The sequence below is a fragment of the Ignavibacteriales bacterium genome (assembly GCA_016700155.1).
GTDB lineage: Bacteria > Bacteroidota > Ignavibacteria > Ignavibacteriales > Ignavibacteriaceae.
In genome coordinates this window covers 3,724,442-3,742,849 of record CP065001.1, presented here as the reverse complement: position 1 = coordinate 3,742,849, position 18,408 = coordinate 3,724,442, and the positions used below count along the sequence as shown (strand labels likewise).

Below are 18,408 nucleotides of genomic sequence, written 5' to 3'. Positions count from 1 at the left end.
TGTCGATGTTTCTTTTATATACGGTACGATGATTATTTGAACGGTATTTATTCTGTCAAAAAAAATCAAATTGAACTTTTTGTTGAAATTCATTACAAGGAATTAACAAATGAAACAAGCTGAATTCAAAAAACTTGACAACTTTCAATCTTTCAGTGAAGAGGTAATGTTACAACGCTCGGAGGCTTTTTTTGAGTTAGTGGATAAAAGAAGAACCATACGTGAGTTTTCAGATAAATCAGTAAGTAAAGAAATTATTATTAATTGTATTAAAGCTGCGGGTACTTCACCAAGCGGGGCTAATATGCAGCCATGGCATTTTGTTGTTGTTTCAGATAAGCAGGTTAAAAAAGAAATAAGAGAGGGAGCTGAAGCGGAAGAAAAAGAGTTCTATGCCTCCCGCGCGCCTAGGGAATGGCTTGAAGCACTGGCTCCTCTCGGTACTGATGAAAATAAACCTTTCCTGGAAACAGCGCCGTTTCTTATAGCAATTTTTTATAAGAACATCGAAGTGTCTGAAGATGGAAGAAAGGTGAAACAATATTATGCAGTTGAGTCAACTGGAATTGCTACAGGAATATTAATAACTGCGCTTCACCAGTGCGGACTTGCTACACTTACACACACTCCAAGTCCAATGAACTTTCTGAATAAAATTCTGAACAGACCGTCAAATGAAAAACCTTTTCTTCTTCTTGTAACCGGATATCCCGCAGCCGGGGTTAAAGTTCCCGATATAAAAAGAAAAGCGATCTCCGAAATAGTTACATTCATATAAATTTTTTTCGCTCGTCAGATAGTAACCAAAGTAAGGAAGTATCAATTTCTTGTTTTTGCCTGGGCTAAGAAGGATTGCTGGTTTTAGTACTAACTATTTCCGAGACTTAATAGCTCTATAGCTTTATCAACAGCCTGATGTGAGCCGGTAATAACAAGCGTATCTGCGCTTTGTAATGTTTCCTTTCCGGATGGACTTGAGATTGTTTTTGATCCGCGAACGATTGCAATAATTGTAGCGTCAGTTTGTGCCCTAAGATTTATTTCCGTCAACGCTTTACCAAGATGAGGGTTTTTCTCATCCACATAAAAAGTTTCAGTTAATCCTGCAGCAAGTATTTCTCCAAGATGAACAAATGATCCAATGCCCGCTTCTTCTTTCCTCAGCAACATATAAGATTCACCTCGCAATATTGCTACCTGTTTCATTATAACATTAAGGGGGATGTGATATCGTTCAAGTACTTTACTGAAAATTTGTAGTGAAGTTTCAAATTCCTCAGGGATAACTTCATCCGCGCCGAGATTCATTAATTCTTCTATTTCATTTGTGTACCTTGTTCTTACGATTGCATAGATGGATGAATTAATTTTTTTGGCAGCCTGCAATCCCCGCCTGGAAGAAACAGGATCAGAAATAGCATACACAATTATCTTCGCTTCCCTGATATGCGCGTGATGAAGAATTTCCTCTTTATTAATATCTCCGTAAATAATATTCTCCCCACCGGCTTTTTCTTTTTTAACTGTTTCCGGGTTGAGTTCAACTACTACGTATTTTATTCCTGCTTCTTTTAAAACTCTTGCAAGATTTTTTCCATTTAAGCCAAAGCCAACAATTATCACATGATCTTTTAGAGTATCATCAGTCTTTCCTTTTTTTACAGGTTCAAGTGAACTTGATTTTAATGCAAGTCCCGGCGCAAGAGTTATTAGTAATGGTGTCAGCATCATCGTAAAGATTGAAGCTGCAATAAACGCATTAAATAAATCTCCTGTGAGAAGGTCATACTTCATACCTGCTTGTGCAATAACGAATGAGAATTCGCCGATCTGCGCAAGTGATATTGCAGTTAAAACTCCCACTCTAAGCGGATACTTAATTGATTTAACGATAATAATTATTATCGCTGCTTTCAATATGATCACACCAATAACAGTGACAGAAAAGGTTAAAGGATTGAGAATGACAAAGTTGATATTTAACAATAGTCCGACTGATACGAAAAAGATACTGTTAAATACATCTTTAAATGGAACAATATCAGCAACGACCTGCGGACTGAATTCTGATTCCGAAAGAATTATTCCTGCAATAAAAGCACCTAACGCAAATGATAATCCGAACGAGTAAGTAAGATATGCTGTACCGAGCAGCAGCAGTATTGTACCAATTGTAAAAGCTTCGCGTATCCGGAGCCTTGCAAGATGAAATAGTATTTTCGGCATCAGGAATTTTGCAAGTATAAGTATAACAGCAACAGCAGTAAAAGCATAAACAAGCTGAAGAACTATTTCAATAAATGAAGTGTTAAGTTTTCCGCCGAGTATCGGTAATAAAATAAACATAGGTACGACGGCAAGATCCTGGAAAATCAAAATGCTTAATGCCAGTCTTCCATGAGGGGCTTCAAGTTCACCTCTGTCAGTTAGTAGTTTTAATACTATAGCTGTGCTTGAAAGGCTTACTATCATTCCCCCAAAAATTGAATTGGGCAGCGGTAAACCTATCACATAAAGAAGTAAAGCGGAAATAGTTATTGTAATGATCAGTTGCAATCCTCCGGCAAGCAGCAGCATCCTCCTCATTTTTATAAGCTTACCGAATGAAACTTCCAGCCCGATTGTGAAGAGAAGAAGAATAACACCTACTTCTGCCATGATGTTGATCTGTTCTACTTCAGAAATTAACCGGAAACCATACGGACCTATAATTACACCCGCTATAAGAAAACCAACTATTCCAGGTATACTTAGTTTTTTAAAAAGGAAAATAATTGGTATCGATACCAGCAGAATTATAACTATATCCTTAATTATTCCGTATTCGTGCATATTCTAAAATTCAGTGTGGGTTGATTTAAAATCCTTGTTTAATATATGAAAAAGAAATGTATTGCTTTCTTCCGGCCGATCTGATGTATTATAACATATTTATTCATACTTGTTAAACAGCAATCGAAAAATCTGTAAATAAATTGAAATGTAATAAATTATAAAGTAAGTTATCGGCAGATAAAAGCATGATCACTGAGGTGGATATGAGATACAAAAATATGTTCACAGCTTACTCAATTGAAATTGCTGCCGGTGTTATTATTATTCTGCTTATTTATTTTATTGATCCAAACCTGATCTTTCTTCTTTCACTTTTTGCTCTTCGTCCTTTACTTCTGGAAAAAATAGAAATCAGCCTGGAAGATAAATTCTGGTGTGTCTCCTACGAGATCGGGAAATATTCCTTAATTGCAACATCGTTTGTTATTATTATTCTTTTTCTGATTAACGAATTTCTGATTGATACCAGCAGTATCAATTCAGAAAGTTTAATAATCCTTTCATCAATCGTTCCTCTTTATCTTTTAATTCACGGTATAACCGGATTAATTTTTTATAAATCCGGTAAGCTGAATAATTCTTCAGTATAAATGATTTAAAACAAAAAACGCTGCACAGGGCAGCGTTTAAAGTAAATTAATTTATTTTAGTTAACCGATACGATATAAGGTGTAATCTTATCAACGATATGTTTTTTGGGTACCGCACCGATAACCGCATCTACAACTTTTCCGTCCTTAAATATTCCTAATGTTGGTATGCTTCTTATTCCATATTGAATTGCGGTAACCTGGTTTTCATCCGTATTTATCTTTACAACTTTTATTTTTCCCTGGTACTCATTTGAAATTTCTTCAACAACGGGAGCTATTATTCTGCAAGGTCCGCACCACGGAGCCCAAAAATCTACAAGTACGGGAATATCTGACTTTAATACTTCCTGTTCAAAATTTGAATCAGTTCCTTCGATGTAACTTTTCATTTTTATCCTTTATTAAATTTTCACTATGTGAGATGATAAATTCCTGAACAGGATTCAAGTACCACGAAACCATTTTCGGCATACTTCATCCGACTGAACATACTTAAAAATACTTTAGTATAACTTAGCGATGTTTTTTTTTGACGGTTCAAGTTCTAAATTTGTAAAAGGATTAAGCCGGGTTTCAATGGGAAAAGCGGTTTTTTTCATGTCAATTGTTTGATAAAACCTGCTCAAATCCTCTGTCCATAAATTTGAAACTAATATTTAAAGTTTACTGTTTTAATAATCACAATAAAAAAAGGAATAAAATGAAAAAGTTATTACTGGTCATTTTGATGTTCATTTCAGTGAATCTTTTTGCACAGCCGCACGATTCAACCCTTGTAGAAGGGTGGAACCCTTACGGTGTGGTAGGGTTGAATTTAAGCCAGGTCGCTTTTGAAAACTGGACACAGGGAGGCAGCAACGCGCTGGCATTTGTCGCTTATACTAATCTTGGTCTTGCATATCTTAATCAGCCGTGGAAATGGAAAAACTTTTTAAAGGCATCATTTGGAAGAACCAATATTGAAGATGCCGGTTACAGAACGACCGACAATGAAATCTATTTTGAAAGTGTACTATCACGTCATTTTGGCTGGGCTGTTGATCCGTATTTTTCAGTTACAGTAAGAACGGCTATCACCAAAGGTTATGATTACAAAGTTGATCCTGCAGTGCAGATTGTAAACTTGTTTGATCCCGGGTATGTAACCGAAGCACTCGGTTTCTTATATGAACCCAATGCAAACTTTTCATCAAGACTGGGTATAGCTATTCAACAGACATTTGCAAATGACTTTGCGGCATTGTATTCGGATGATCCTGAAACAACTAATGAAATCGAGAAGCTGAAATTTGAAACTGGTCTTGAATCCGTTACGGGTTCAAAAATAGATTTTATGGAAAACATGCAGTACGCTACTTTTCTAAGGCTGTTCACTCGTTTTGATAAACTTGATGTTTGGGATGTCAGGTGGGACAATGTTATTACAGCAAAAGTTAACGAGTATATAAATGTAAATTTTGCTGTGGTTGTTGTACACGAGATAAGTCAATCAAGAAAAACACAGCTTAAAGAAGCATTACAAATAGGTATCGTTTATACTCTGTTCTGATAATCAATCTTTTTCTTTTTCCTGACCTTGCTTTAAAAAGAGTGAGGTCAGGATTAAGAAAAAATTTTACTACATAACTATCATAGTTACTCGGAATCAATCATCTTTTCGTAATACTCTTTGAAATTTTTTATCGCGTTAAAAATAGAATTGGCGATCTGTTTTTGCCCGTTAGTACTTTTTAAATACTCAGCGTCTTTTTTATTTGATAAGAATCCGGTCTCGATTAATACACTCGGCATAGAAGCCCCAACCAGCACATAAAAGCCAGCCTGCTTAACACCTCTTGACGCCAATGAAAGATCATTGCTGAACTGCAGGTTAAGTAAATCGGCAAACTTCTCTGAATATTTCATATATGCCGAATGCGCCATACTGACAAGTATAAAATTTTCATCAGTCAATTTCTGATAACGTTTCGGATCTTCTTCATATTCAATAACACTGTTTTCTCTCTCGGCAATGTTTATTGCTTCCTGTGTTCTTCCGGGTCGCAGAAGATATACTTCAAACCCGTTTGCATCTGTTGGTTTTTTCGGAGTTGAGTTGCAGTGAATTGAAATGAATAATTTACCGGACTGATCATTTGCAATTTTTCCGCGCTTATACAGTTCAACGAATGTATCATTGTTACGTGTATATACAACCTTAACATCTTTAAGGGAACTTTCAATCAGTTTGCCGAGCTTTAATGCAACGCCGAGATTCACATCTTTTTCTTTTACACCGTTAACACCAATAGCCCCGCCATCCTTACCGCCGTGACCGGCATCTATTACAATAACATCAAAATTCCATTTTGATTTATTCTTATTAGTAATATCATTACCTGAAAAAATTTTGTTGTGAATCGTGATCAGGATATCATTACTGCCCTCGGCATTCATTACTTCACTCGTTGTATATTCCTTCGAAAGGGAAAACTTAAGTTCAGTATCATTCTTAATATTTTTTGCTTTGATTTCCCTAATCAAACCTTTTTCACCCGATTTGGTAAGAACCTGTTCATCACATTTTACACTTCTGAAAATTAATGTAAGCACACCATCTTTAAAGCTACTGTTGTAGGATGGAATTCTTTTTTTAGATTTTATTCTTACTAATGTACCGTTTGCTTTTTCATCGATTGAAATTCCGTAAATATCAAACCCGCTTTTTTCATTTATAAAACTTTCAGAACCTTTTACATATTTTTCTCCGGTTATGATTAACCGTGAGGGCGATTCAAACTCAACTACTTTGCCATACATCATTCTTAACATTTCCATTGAATAGACGACCGGGATATAAATATTGTCATCCTGCAAATATGTGGAAGTCGGAATTTGCTGTATCACATCACCGGATTTTTGTTTTGCTATGATATGTATATATGGATTTCTTGCAGTTATTTTTATCCGGTAAGATTCAGGTTTAAGTTCAATTTTTTCTGCTTTGCTGTTGAAGTAATAGTTGACGGAAGTAACCTCTGCAAGGTGTTTAATTGAAAAATAAATTATGCCCTGCCGTTCAAATGCCGGGATGTATGATGTGCCGTTTTCAGTTTTTACTTCAAGCCGAGTAATTTGAGCATGAAGTTCTGCAGCAATAAGTAAAAGCAGAACTACAAAGAATATTTTATTTGTGGAGGTAATTTTCATGCGAAAAGGTATTAAAGGAACGGGATCATAAAACCTGATTTCTTTTTGTACTCCGTGAATTCATTTTTAAAATATTTTTCAAGCAGTTTTTCTTCCATTGATGCGCGCATAACAATGAATGGAATTTGTAGCAACGCAACCGGAGCGACAATAAAACTAAGTGTAGCAAGCGCCCCTCCAATGTCAAGAAGAATTTGCGATAAATATTGCGGATGTCTTATAATTCTGAACATACCTTTTTGTACAAGAGAATGGTTTTTGAATATCAAAATCTCCTGTGAATAATTTTCCCCCAGTGATTTGTACGCAGATATTTGAATCCACGAAAAAATAATGTAAATGATCAATCCAGTGATCCTTAAACTGAAATACTCTTCTTTATATTCAAGTGTACCGACCTGGAATACCGCAAGAATTAATGCGACTAATGTAATAGTCGACAGGACTAAAGGCAGTTTCTGAAGGTATGTTACAGGTCTTTCCTTAACTGCAATAACGGATGATTTTAAACCCTTTTTTGCGCCGGCAACATTGGCACCGAATGAAGCAATAATATTTATTCCGATAAGAATATTAATAGGATCCATAATTTCAGTATTAAGTTATGTTAATGGAATGGGTTTACTATTCAAACTTTACACCGTGTTTTTTCATGATGCTTGTCCACTCATCCTCGCTCAGTTGTTCAGATTCATCAATCAGCATCACGGGAATATTATCCTCAATCCTGTATCTTCGTCTTGTTTTTCTGTCGGTTGATACAAGAGTTTCACCATCAAGTATCAGGTCTGCTTTTGATTCGGGACAGCAGAGTATCTGAAGCAATTCAGGATTTATCATCTTTATACCTTAAATAAAATTATTGTTGAAAACTTAATAAACTTCAGTTCAAAGATAAAAACTTAACACAACTATTGCAGAGCACAAACAGAATTAATAGTTTTAATCAGGATTAACTATATTTGTATAGAAAAACAGGTAAGGATAATTTCTTACCACTCCTATGAACTTCAAAATCAAATCCCGGTGATAAAAAATAACGGCTTTAAAGTCGCTGTATTACTGATTTTATTTGTGTCTAAAATTGCTTTAGCACAAAGCCGTCATATCAATTTTGAAAACTTTTCAATTAAGGAAGGTTTATCAAATGATATTGCTACTTCAATCATCCAGGATAAAGACGGATTTATCTGGATCGGCACAGAAGACGGGCTTAACAGGTACGATGGATATGAGTTTAAAATTTTTAAATTCAATCCAGCTAATCCGGGTTCAATATCTGATGACTGGATAACAAGAGTATTCCAGGATTCAAAAGGAAATATCTGGATAGGCACATCCAACGGGCTTAACCGGTATCTGCCTGTAACATCAACATTTAAAATATACTCACTCGTTACTGATGATATGGAAAACAAGCAACAGATTTTCGGTGTCGGAAGTATATTCGAAGATAAAGAAGGAACACTGCTTGTTGGTACTTCTACAAAGGGATTTCTTGAATACGATCCGGATGAAGACAGGTTCTTAAAAAATGGTAAGTATGAAGATCTGATTAAGCTAACATCCGGTTATTTCATAAGGTGTTTTCTTCAGGATAAATCAGGATTACTTTGGGTCGGAATTGATGACGGGGTTATCAGGTATAATCCTGAGGATAAATCATCAAAGCATTTTAAGTACAAATACGGGTCTGATAATTCACCGTCTAATCCTGTTGTTGTGTTGATTAAAGAAGATCACGATGGTGATATCTGGTTCGGGACGATGACCGGAGTTGATTTGTTCGTTCGAAAGAGTGAAAAGTTTTTAAGAGCATCAGATTTTTCAGACAGACCTGAATACTTCAAAGATAAACTTGTACTTGCTTTACTTACAGATAGTAAAAACAATATCTGGGTCGGCGGATTTAATGGATTAATTAAGTTAGATAAGAAAACAAAAAAAACTGACCACTATACTTATAACCCGCGGAACAGAACCACACTTTCATCAAGCCGCATTTATGATCTTATGGAAGATAGAGCCGGCGCAATCTGGATAGCCACTTATAAAGGCGGAGTAAACCGTTATGATCCGAGGTTAAATAAATTCAATTCATATATACATAATGACTTCGATGAAAATTCAATTTCAGGAACGGGAGTAAAAGCATTTTATAAAGACAGGAACGGGTTTATCTGGATCGGAACAGAAGACGGAGGATTGAATAAATTTGATCCCGTAAAAAGTACATTTAAAAAATTCCGGTATAATCCTTCTGATAATTCTTCCTTAAGTAATAATTCAGTTTATTCGATCACACCGGATAAAAACGGGATGTTGTGGATAGCTACTTTCGGCGGCGGTTTGAATATTCTTGATCTTAAAACGGGGAGAATAAGGAGACTGAATAGTGACGAAATTTTTCCTGCCGGTAAATCTGATGTACATATAAAGTACGTTTATTCTGATCGTGATGGAGACTTGTGGGTAACTACAGAAAAAAGCGGAATTTTCAGGTACAATTTTTCAACAGGCAAATTAATTGAATTTGAATTAGCACATGAAAACACTGATGTTCATTCTGTTTATCAGGATAAAAGCGGTACCGTGTGGATATCAACTTTCGGAGGCGGACTATACAAATACAACAAGCGAACCAATGAACTAAAACGTTATCAGAAAGATTTTAACTGCACCGACTGTATAAGCAGCGCGGTTGTTTATTCCGTAAATGAGGATAACGAAAATAATATCTGGATATCAACATTCAGAGGTGGAATTAACCGGTACTTTAGGGAGAATGATAACTTCGTAGCGTTTACTGAAAGGAACGGAATACCGAGCAACTATGTTAAAGGAATGCTTCCGGATAATTTCGGCAACCTATGGATAACAACAAACAAAGGTCTGGCAAAATTTAATCCCTCAACGTTAACAGTAAAAGTATACGATGAAAATGACGGGTTGCCTTCTAATGATTTTCTTTCAGGCGCGCTTATGAAAGACAGGGACGGGATTTTTTATCTTGGTACTGTTAACGGCTTTGTTATGTTCAATCCTGACAGTATAATTGATGATCCTTACGAAGCTCCTCTTTATATAACAAGGTTCAGCGTATTTGGTGAAGATTATAAAACTGATAAGAACATTAATGAAATCGAACATATAAACCTGGCGTTTGATGAAAATCTTTTCTCGTTTGAATTTGCCTCATTAGATTTTTCCGATCCTTCAAAAAATCAATATGCATACATGCTTGAAGGAATTGATCCGGATTGGATTTACGCAGGAAGCCGCCGATATGCTAATTACACGCATCTTTCCCCCGGTAACTATATGTTCAAAGTTAAGGCGACGAACAGTGATGGTGTATGGGGTAAACATGTAAAAGAAATATCCATCACAATTGTTCCCCCTTTCTGGCAGCGGTGGTGGTTTATACTTATTGCGGGTTCATTTATTATTGGCATTATACTGATAGCTTATCAGTACAGGGTGAACAGGTTATTAGAACTTGAAAGACTGAGAACGAGGATTGCGGCGGATCTGCATGATGAAATCGCGTCGAACCTAAGCAGTATTGCTATGTTCGGTAAAATTATTCAGGATGAGGCAAACACACCTTCAAAAGCATCTGTAATGATGCCGCAGCTACTTGAAAGAATTATATCTCTTTCACAGGAATCAGTTGTGTCCATTCGTGATATTATCTGGGCGATCGATCCTAAAACAGAAACAATGCATGACCTGCTCACACGTGTACGGGATATGATAATAAGTTCCTGCCGGGCAAAACAGATAACACTTAATTACGATCTGCCTAACAAAGAACTGCTTCCGTCAAAAAATCTTTCACCCGAGCAAAGAAGAGATATGTGGATGCTTTTGAAGGAAGCATTATCAAACGCAGTAAAACATTCCGGCTGCACTGAACTGATTGTAATAACCCTTTATGACGGAGAGCATATAAAAATAGTTATAAAGGATAACGGCAAAGGGTTTAACACTGCAGTGAATTACAATGGTAAAGGATTGGGGACGATGAAAAAGCGTGCGCATACTTTGGGAGCTGAATTGATCTTTGATTCAGCACCTTCGAAAGGCACTACAATTATACTGAACCTGCGGTTTTAATATAGTGCAAATGGACTATTGCCCATTGGAGCGGTAATTTGAATATTGTAAACGGAATTAAACATAAACTGTAAAGAACAATATTATGGCAATATCAGTAGCATTGGTGGAAGATAATCACGACTTAAGGATGGGTACCGCGTTTGTACTCCGTTCTTCGCCGTCATTTGAAGTTGTTGGTGCATTTGAATCAGCAGAAGAATTAGTCGATTCATTTGATGATCTGCGTCCTGATGTGGTTCTTATGGATATTGAATTGCCGGGAATGTCAGGTATAGAAGCAACCGCTATTTTGAAAAAAGATCATCCGCATGTACAAATAGTTATGCTTTCAGTTTATGAAGATGATGAAAATGTTTTCCAGGCAATTTGTGCCGGAGCCTGCGGTTATGTATCAAAACCTGTTATGCCTGCACAGGTAGTTGACCTTGTAGAGCAGGCGTTTGGCGGTTCATCACCAATGTCCCCGCACATTGCGCGAAAAGTTTTGGAGATGTTTAAACAACATCTTCCTCCGCCAAAAGCCGATTACAATCTTACTCCGCGTGAACTTGAAGTGCTTGACCTTTTGATACAAGGTTACGACAATAAAATGATCGCTGAAAAATTATTCCTCAGTACGTTTACAATCCGCGCACACATAAGAAATATTTATGAGAAACTTCACGTTCACACAAAATCACAGGCTGTTGCAAAAGCTTTGAAGGAACGTGTTGTACCCAAGAAATAATTTTACTGCGTAGTTAGATTAAATCAATTCATTAATTCATTTCAGCTTATCAAGCAAAGGTTTTCATTTAACACTTTTTAACAAACAGATCTGCTTTTATAAAACTTCCCATTAACTAAAAATCATTTCATTTTACGTCGAAATGAAAACCTATCGTTCATATTGACTATATAAAACACTGATATACTGCAGATGTCCTCTTCAAATTAGTGCTTGCTATCTATACCCCCGCAGAAATTCATCCCTTAGTTTTACATCGTAATTATTCTCTTACTTCTCCGATCTCTGAACCAAAAATTTTAATGATAACTATGAAGAAGATAAAAATGTATCTGTCAATAACACTTTTAACAATAGCAGCCGGCTGCTCAACTGCGACGCTGATTAACGAGGCTGAAAAATCTGTTCTTCTTGAACATAATATTATAACTGGAACCGGCGGAGGATTTTCAGGCTACTATGAAGGATATGATATAGATGTGGTTGGTAACGTAAATCACTGGCAGGGTATCAGCTATGACAGAGCGAAAAGGATTTATGTTGGCAGCCTTGGAACAACTCAGATTGAAAAAATAAACTCGCTTATTTCGGAATCAGATATTCTTAACACTCAGTATGATGGAAAGGGTAACATCACGACTTTTATTACACTTAAGGATAGTTCCAAAGCACACAGAATTTCTTGGGCAGGTATTTCACCTGACAGAAAAGTTCCTGAGAGTATAAGAGATTTCAATTCAAGGTTGAACGAGATCATAACGATAAATTCAAATTATTAGGAGACAACTATGAAAAAATTATTTCTGATACTTATTGTTGCCGCGTTTGTAATATTATTTCCGAAGTCATTATCCGCGCAATCCGGTTCGCTGAATTTTACATCTGCATTTCCGATGGGAGAATTTAAAAATAATCTTGATAAAACAGGATTTGGAATCGGCGGATCATTTATGTTCTGGTTACCAACCTCCGATCTTCCGGTTTCAGTCGGTCTTAATATCGGCTTTATAAACTACGGAAATGAGCTTAGGAGAGAACCTTTCAGTTCTACAATTCCCGATGTAACTGTAGATGTAGAAAGATCAAACAACCTTGTCAACTTTCATCTTTTGTTCCAGGTGGGTGCAACCAGCGGAGTGGTAAGACCGTATGCAGAAGCACTATTCGGAGGAAGCTACCTGTTTACTGAAACACAAATACTCAGCCGTGGAAATGATGAAGTAGCAAGCTCTACAAACTTTGATGACTTTGCCTGGAGTTACGGCGGCGGCGCAGGATTTTTAATACAACTTACTGATAATGAAATGGGAGACTTCTCCTCAATATTCCTTGACATAAAGGCACGCTATCTTTTCGGCTCCAGTGCGGAATATCTCAAGGAAGGTTCTGTAAGAATTAATAACGGCAGAGTTTCATATGATGTTTCAAAATCCAAAACTGATATGCTTACTGCACAGATCGGCGTTACAGCATACTTTAATTCAATCAGCTTTTAACTATCAATAAAAAATAAACGAGGATAAAATGAAAAAGTTCATGAAAATTGTTTCAATTGTTGTAGGGGTTTTTGTTTTTCTTTTGATCGGTGGTTCAGTGTATTTTAACTCAACATTCCCTAAAGAAGTGCCGGTATCAAACCTGAAAGTTGAACTTACACCGGAACGGATTGAAAGAGGAAAGTATCTCGCAAACAACGTTGCTATGTGCATTGACTGTCATTCTTCACGTGACTTTTCAAAATTCTCCGGACCGGTTAAAGAAGGCACAGAAGGAATGGGCGGAGAAATTTTTGGCAAGGAAATGGGATTACCCGGAACAATTCCTGTCAGAAACATAACTCCCGCTGCAATTGGTGACTGGACTGACGGTGAAATACTTCGTGCATTAACATCAGGAATAAATAAACACGGTGAGGCTCTTTTCCCTATAATGCCTTATGATGGTTTTGCCGAAATGGATCAGGAAGATCTTTATTCAATCATAGCATATTTAAGAACACTCAAGCCGATTGATAATGAAATCGGTGAAAGGAACCTGGATTTTCCTGTAAACTATATTGTAAAAACTCTTCCACTCAATACTTACAAACCTCGCCAGGCTCCTGATAGATCAAATACAAAAGAATACGGAAAGTATCTTGTTAAGATGGCTTCTTGTCATCACTGCCATTCACAATCAAATGAAGGTGAACCGGTTGCAGGTATGGAATTCGCCGGCGGCACAGAAATACATCTGCCTTTCGGTATAATCCGTTCAGCTAATCTTACACCTGATGTTGAAACAGGGTTGGGTGCATGGACAAAAGAACAATTCATTCAAAGGTTTAAGCTGATGGCAACTGATGAAATGAAAAACATTCCTGTAGAACAGGGAAGCTTTAACACTATCATGCCCTGGAGTATGTATGGAGGAATGACAGATGAAGATTTAGGTGCAATTTATGATTATCTTCACAGCCTGAAACCTGTAAAGAACCAGGTTGTAAAATTCACTCCAGCCAACTAATACTTAAAGAGGAAGACCGTGAAAACAAGAAACATTCAGCCGGAAGGCAAAGCAAGTTCATCGCGAATTATTCTCTGGGTTTTACTAATGATAATTTTACTTAGCAGCGGAATAATAAAAGCGCAGGGAGGTTACGTTATTTACAGAGAACTGACTTACCCAGATACAACTGCTTTTCTTGATAAAACGGATCTTCCTTTTTCAGTTAATCCTGAAAATGTTAAATCAATTGGTATGGGAAAAACACAAATCGCAAACGGAAAATATTTCAATGCGATGATGTACAATCCGGCGCTTCTTTCAAGAAAGAAAAATACTTTTGATGTTTTGAATTTAAGCGCAAGTATGCCGGCTACCACTTTTGAAGCTGCTAATTTTGTAAGGAATAATCAGGCTCAATTAAGGGATGGCTATTTTCTTCAACAGGTTTATGATTCTTACAATGATTTCAGAGTTGCGCAAACCTATGATGATTACAACAACGCTCTAAAAAAATTAAAAGATGCGCTGGACTTTCCAACAAGACTATCAGACCAGGTAATTGGAGATTATAATGATCCGGATGTACACGGAGTAAGGATTATTCCAACGATATCAGGACAGTTTGGAAACTTTGGCTTTTCAGTACATGGAACCGGGCAGGCAGGATTTATCGGGCTGCCCACAGAGGCAATGATACAATTAAGGAACCTGCAAATACCTAATGACGCCAGTGAAATAACAACTGAGTTTCTTTTAAACCTGGCGGCTATTGCTGCTGAGATTATAGATAATTCAAATAACATTTCCACCAGTGTTCTTCCGCAGATGTTTGCTATGAGTTATGCCGACATTGTTGCTGCTGTTGGTTACGGATTTGAAGTCACGAAAAATTTTCAGGTGGGCGCAAATCTTAAAGTTATTAACAGAAGACTTTCAACAAAGTTTATCACGGCAGATAACTATGAACATATACTCGTTGAAGCAGGTAAAGAACTTAAAAAGAATGTTACAGGATTTACAATTGATTTAGGCGCACTGTATAAATTTGAAAAAACAGAAACAGAAATCGGATTATCAATTCAGAACCTGATTCCTGTTACTAAAATCACTTCGAATGTAAATATTCCTGCGAACTTAATTGGATACGACTACGCACGTGATCAGAATACAAATCAAATTTTAGTTGGTCATGTTGATCAAAACGGAAATTACACTCCGGATCCTGCGGGAGATACCCTTCTATATCAGATAAGCCAGATGGTCGATATAATTTCTCCTTTTGAACTGCAGGCTCCTCTGCTCATAAATACCGGGGCAACACATCCTATAACAAAAGACTGGGACGTGTCACTTGAATGGGTTGATATGATTGCACAGGATGAAAAGTACACAGATTATTTTGAAAGATTCAGAATAGGTACTGAATACAGGCTGTTTGAAAATTATCTTTCAGTGCGGGCAGGACTTGCAGATAAAAGACCAACAGTCGGTTTTGGGGTGAATCTCCGGGTATTTCATCTTGATGCCGCATATGCATATGATAACTTTGTTGAGGATTACTCTTTCTTTGCGCAGATAAGATTCGGATGGTAAACAAATAACAATCAAAAAAAATAAAAGGAAAACAAAAATGAAAAACAAAAAAATTCTTTTAACTGTTGCAGCAATATTGCTGCTGTTATCTTCAAACTCATTTGCCCAGTTCAGGATGTCAGTTGCGCCTGTAACAGGCATGGGATTCAGTATTCACAATGGATCGGATTTAAATCAAAGCGGGAATGGTTTTGGTGTAACTGCAGGCGCTCTGATAGATATGCAGTTCAATCAATCCGTCGGCTTATTAACAAACATTGGCTTCTATGACAACAGAAGCGGTTCGTATGAAGATGATATTACGTTTCAACCTGGTGTTGTAGGTACGATTGAAAATAGTGTAAGTCTTTCTTACTTCACTATTGAACCATTATTTAAATTTCAATTCCCGTCAAGATTTTATCTTATGATCGGACCGGCTATAGGTTTTAACCTGAGTGCTGAGAATGAAATTGTTGAAAAGATAACAACTCCCGGCTGGACATTTGACGGACAAAATACAACCCGCAAATCCAAAGGTACTATCAGAAATACAAATGTCCGTTTTGAACTGAAAGCAGGCATGGGTTATAATATCCGTGTTGCAAACGGATTTGATATCGCCCCGCAGGTAACTTTTGGTTACGGACTTACCAATGTAGTTGAAGACGTTAACTGGAAGATCCTTACCATACAGGCAAATGTAGCTTTCAAGTTTGCAGTGTTATAACGAAATACTAAAACTTTAAACCAAGAGAGAAAACGATGGCAACGATAAAAGATGAAATAATGATAAACGCTCCCGCAAATTTTGTTTTCGGATTTATATCCGATTACTCAAATGATGTAAAATGGCGCGAGGGTGTGATTGATATGAAATGTTCAACAAGAGATAATATTTTTATCGGTACAAGGACACGTGAGACTATGAAAATGCTGGGAAGAAATTTTATTACCGTCGCAAGAGTAACAGAGTATTCGCCCTATAACCGGATAGCATTCAGATCAGTTGTATCGGAAGTTCCGGTGAACGGTTACAGAGAATTAAAGGATGTGAACGGTTCAACCAATTTTACTTACTCTCTTTCGCTTGAACTGAGAGGAGTTTACAAATTGTTTTCTCCGTTTATTGTTTCAATGTATTCAAAAAGAGTAAAACGTGATCTTGAAAAACTGAAAATGATTCTTGATGAAGAGTATGTTTACAAGGTACGTCAATACACTGAGTATAAAATTCCTTTCGGGTTCTATTCATAAAAGTTCTTCAAAAATTTCAAAAAATTTATAAAGAATTACGCATTCATTGCCTGTGGTGTGTCTTCACAGGCGGAATGCGTTTGGACAGAACTCTAATACACTAACAACAAAAAAAATTATATAAACAAATATGCTTTTAACACTTAACAGAAAGAATAAAATGGATTTACTGATTCAGTATCTTCTCACCCGAAAGAATATTGATATAACCTCAATACTTAATTTCAGAAGAAGAAGAGTGTCATTCAGAAGACGAAACAGTTAACCGGACTATTAATAGTTGCGTGTTGACAAATAAAAATAAGTTCTCTATCATTGCAGCCATCACGGAGGATTACTTCCTCCGGGTGGTTTTCATCTGTCATCAAATCCACACTTATGCTTAAAAGGAAAACTACAATTGTTCACATTCTCATGTAATACCTTTCAGTTCAATTTATTTTCTGCGGCGGGGGATTAAAATTAATCAAACCAACAATCATAGGAGATCGAATGAAAAAGTTCTTTAAGATTCTTGGAACTCTTGTTGTTATCATTGTAGTCTTGCTGGTTGGGGCGCTCATTTACTTCAATTCCACTTATCCAAAAGTTGATCCGCCTTCGGATATTAAGATAGAAGCTACATCTGAAAGAATTGCCAGGGGTGATTATCTTGCTAATCATGTTGCTGTTTGCATCGATTGTCATTCGGAGAGAGACTTTACAAAATTTGCAGGTCCAATAAAACCGGGAACTGAAGGTAGCGGCGGGGAGGTGTTTGATGAAAACATTGGTTTCCCCGGTAAAGTCGTTACTAAAAATCTTACTCCCGCAAATCTTGGTTCATGGTCTGACGGTGAAATATTACGTGCAATGACTTGCGGGGTAACAAAGGACAATAAAGCATTGTTCCCTATGATGCCTTATCCTAATTACAATCAATTAACTAAAGAAGATGCATATTCATTAGTCGCATATATCAGGACTCTGCAATCTAAACAAAGAGATGTTCCTGAAACCGAACTCAACTTTCCATTGAATTTTATTGTTAAGACAATGCCGATTCCGCAATATACACCTGCACCGGAGATAGATAAATCGAACACAACTGCTTATGGAAAATATCTTGTTACAATAGCATCCTGCAATGAATGTCATACGCAATCGGATAAGGGAGAACCCTTGCCGGGCATGACTTTCGCGGGTGGTGCTGAATTTAATTTTCCTGCAGGAGTTGTTCGTTCATTAAATATAACTCCTGATGAAGAAACTGGAATTGGTAAGTGGACCAAAGAAGATTTTATCAAGAGGTTCAGAAATTATGGAACAGAAGAAGCAAAGAATATTCCTGTTGATATGAACAAAGAATTTAATACACCAATGCCGTGGTTAATGTACACAGGAATGACTGATGAAGATCTTGGAGCAATATATGAATACTTAAGAACCGCAAAACCTGTAAAGAATAAAGTTGAGAGATTTACTCTGGCGAAGAAATAGATTCTTTTACACCATCAAAATCATAAAGCCGCATTTTTTATGCGGCTTTTTTGTTAAGCAAATGAAAATTTAATTGTCAATAAGCAATTGATATTATTTGCAGGTCGTTGATTCTTCAGGTCAATTAAACTAAGTTTTGGTTGAAGG

17 protein-coding genes are annotated in these 18,408 nt (G+C 36.7%); 12 read left to right on the top strand and 5 right to left on the bottom strand.

What is annotated here, in order from left to right:
• Nucleotides 1-109: 109 nt before the first annotated feature.
• A complete protein-coding gene (locus IPM56_15535; GenBank protein ID QQS35636.1) occupies nt 110-778 on the top strand; it encodes a nitroreductase family protein in 669 nt (222 codons plus the stop codon).
• 89 nt (nt 779-867) lie between these two features.
• Here the strand turns inward: IPM56_15535 and IPM56_15530 are convergent, their stop codons facing one another.
• Nucleotides 868-2,832 (bottom strand): cation:proton antiporter, encoded by a 1,965-nt coding sequence (locus IPM56_15530; protein ID QQS35635.1) that lies wholly within the window; start codon nt 2,830-2,832, stop codon nt 868-870.
• A 206-nt stretch (nt 2,833-3,038) separates the two neighbouring features.
• On the opposite strand from IPM56_15530, the gene IPM56_15525 reads away from it, so the two are divergent.
• Complete coding sequence (locus IPM56_15525; protein QQS35634.1) at nt 3,039-3,425, top strand: hypothetical protein; 387 nt, start codon at nt 3,039-3,041, stop codon at nt 3,423-3,425.
• 56 nt (nt 3,426-3,481) lie between these two features.
• Here IPM56_15525 and trxA read toward each other — a convergent pair whose 3' ends face one another.
• A complete protein-coding gene (trxA, locus tag IPM56_15520; GenBank protein QQS35633.1) occupies nt 3,482-3,817 on the bottom strand; it encodes a thioredoxin in 336 nt (111 codons plus the stop codon).
• Between the two features lie 311 nt (nt 3,818-4,128).
• Here trxA and IPM56_15515 point away from each other — a divergent pair, with 311 nt between their 5' ends.
• Nucleotides 4,129-4,977: a DUF3078 domain-containing protein gene (locus tag IPM56_15515; GenBank protein ID QQS35632.1), complete on the top strand. Its 849-nt coding sequence runs from the start codon at nt 4,129-4,131 to the stop codon at nt 4,975-4,977.
• 86 nt (nt 4,978-5,063) lie between these two features.
• Here IPM56_15515 and IPM56_15510 read toward each other — a convergent pair whose 3' ends face one another.
• From IPM56_15510 to IPM56_15500, 3 genes are read right to left on the bottom strand one after another with little or no spacing between them, the layout of a single operon-like run.
• The gene (locus IPM56_15510) at nt 5,064-6,617 is read right to left on the bottom strand and encodes an N-acetylmuramoyl-L-alanine amidase (protein ID QQS35631.1); all 1,554 of its coding nucleotides are present in this window, start codon (nt 6,615-6,617) and stop codon (nt 5,064-5,066) included.
• Between the two features lie 11 nt (nt 6,618-6,628).
• Entirely contained in the window at nt 6,629-7,204 is a 576-nt protein-coding gene (locus IPM56_15505; GenBank protein ID QQS35630.1) for an isoprenylcysteine carboxylmethyltransferase family protein, read from the bottom strand.
• Nucleotides 7,205-7,241: 37 nt separating this feature from the next.
• Nucleotides 7,242-7,457, bottom strand: a complete 216-nt coding sequence (locus IPM56_15500; protein QQS35629.1) for a hypothetical protein — start codon at nt 7,455-7,457, stop codon at nt 7,242-7,244.
• Nucleotides 7,458-7,691: 234 nt separating this feature from the next.
• On the opposite strand from IPM56_15500, the gene IPM56_15495 reads away from it, so the two are divergent.
• From IPM56_15495 to IPM56_15455, 9 genes are all read left to right on the top strand, one after another.
• Nucleotides 7,692-10,736 (top strand): hypothetical protein, encoded by a 3,045-nt coding sequence (locus IPM56_15495; GenBank protein ID QQS35628.1) that lies wholly within the window; start codon nt 7,692-7,694, stop codon nt 10,734-10,736.
• Between the two features lie 85 nt (nt 10,737-10,821).
• The gene (locus tag IPM56_15490; GenBank protein ID QQS35627.1) at nt 10,822-11,466 is read left to right on the top strand and encodes a response regulator transcription factor; all 645 of its coding nucleotides are present in this window, start codon (nt 10,822-10,824) and stop codon (nt 11,464-11,466) included.
• 311 nt (nt 11,467-11,777) lie between these two features.
• Entirely contained in the window at nt 11,778-12,245 is a 468-nt protein-coding gene (locus tag IPM56_15485) for a hypothetical protein (protein QQS35626.1), read from the top strand.
• Nucleotides 12,246-12,254: 9 nt separating this feature from the next.
• Nucleotides 12,255-12,962 (top strand): hypothetical protein, encoded by a 708-nt coding sequence (locus IPM56_15480; GenBank protein ID QQS35625.1) that lies wholly within the window; start codon nt 12,255-12,257, stop codon nt 12,960-12,962.
• A gap of 28 nt (nt 12,963-12,990) precedes the next feature.
• Nucleotides 12,991-13,971, top strand: a complete 981-nt coding sequence (locus IPM56_15475; protein QQS35624.1) for a c-type cytochrome — start codon at nt 12,991-12,993, stop codon at nt 13,969-13,971.
• 18 nt (nt 13,972-13,989) lie between these two features.
• Nucleotides 13,990-15,546 carry a hypothetical protein gene (locus IPM56_15470; protein QQS35623.1) on the top strand — a complete coding sequence of 519 codons (1,557 nt, stop codon included), beginning with the start codon at nt 13,990-13,992 and terminating at the stop codon, nt 15,544-15,546.
• A 37-nt stretch (nt 15,547-15,583) separates the two neighbouring features.
• Nucleotides 15,584-16,255: an outer membrane beta-barrel protein gene (locus tag IPM56_15465; GenBank protein ID QQS35622.1), complete on the top strand. Its 672-nt coding sequence runs from the start codon at nt 15,584-15,586 to the stop codon at nt 16,253-16,255.
• 35 nt (nt 16,256-16,290) lie between these two features.
• Nucleotides 16,291-16,782: an SRPBCC family protein gene (locus tag IPM56_15460; protein ID QQS35621.1), complete on the top strand. Its 492-nt coding sequence runs from the start codon at nt 16,291-16,293 to the stop codon at nt 16,780-16,782.
• A gap of 492 nt (nt 16,783-17,274) precedes the next feature.
• On the top strand, nt 17,275-18,261 hold the full coding sequence (locus IPM56_15455; GenBank protein QQS35620.1) for a c-type cytochrome: 987 nt from the start codon (nt 17,275-17,277) through the stop codon (nt 18,259-18,261).
• The last annotated feature ends 147 nt before the right edge of the window (nt 18,262-18,408 follow it).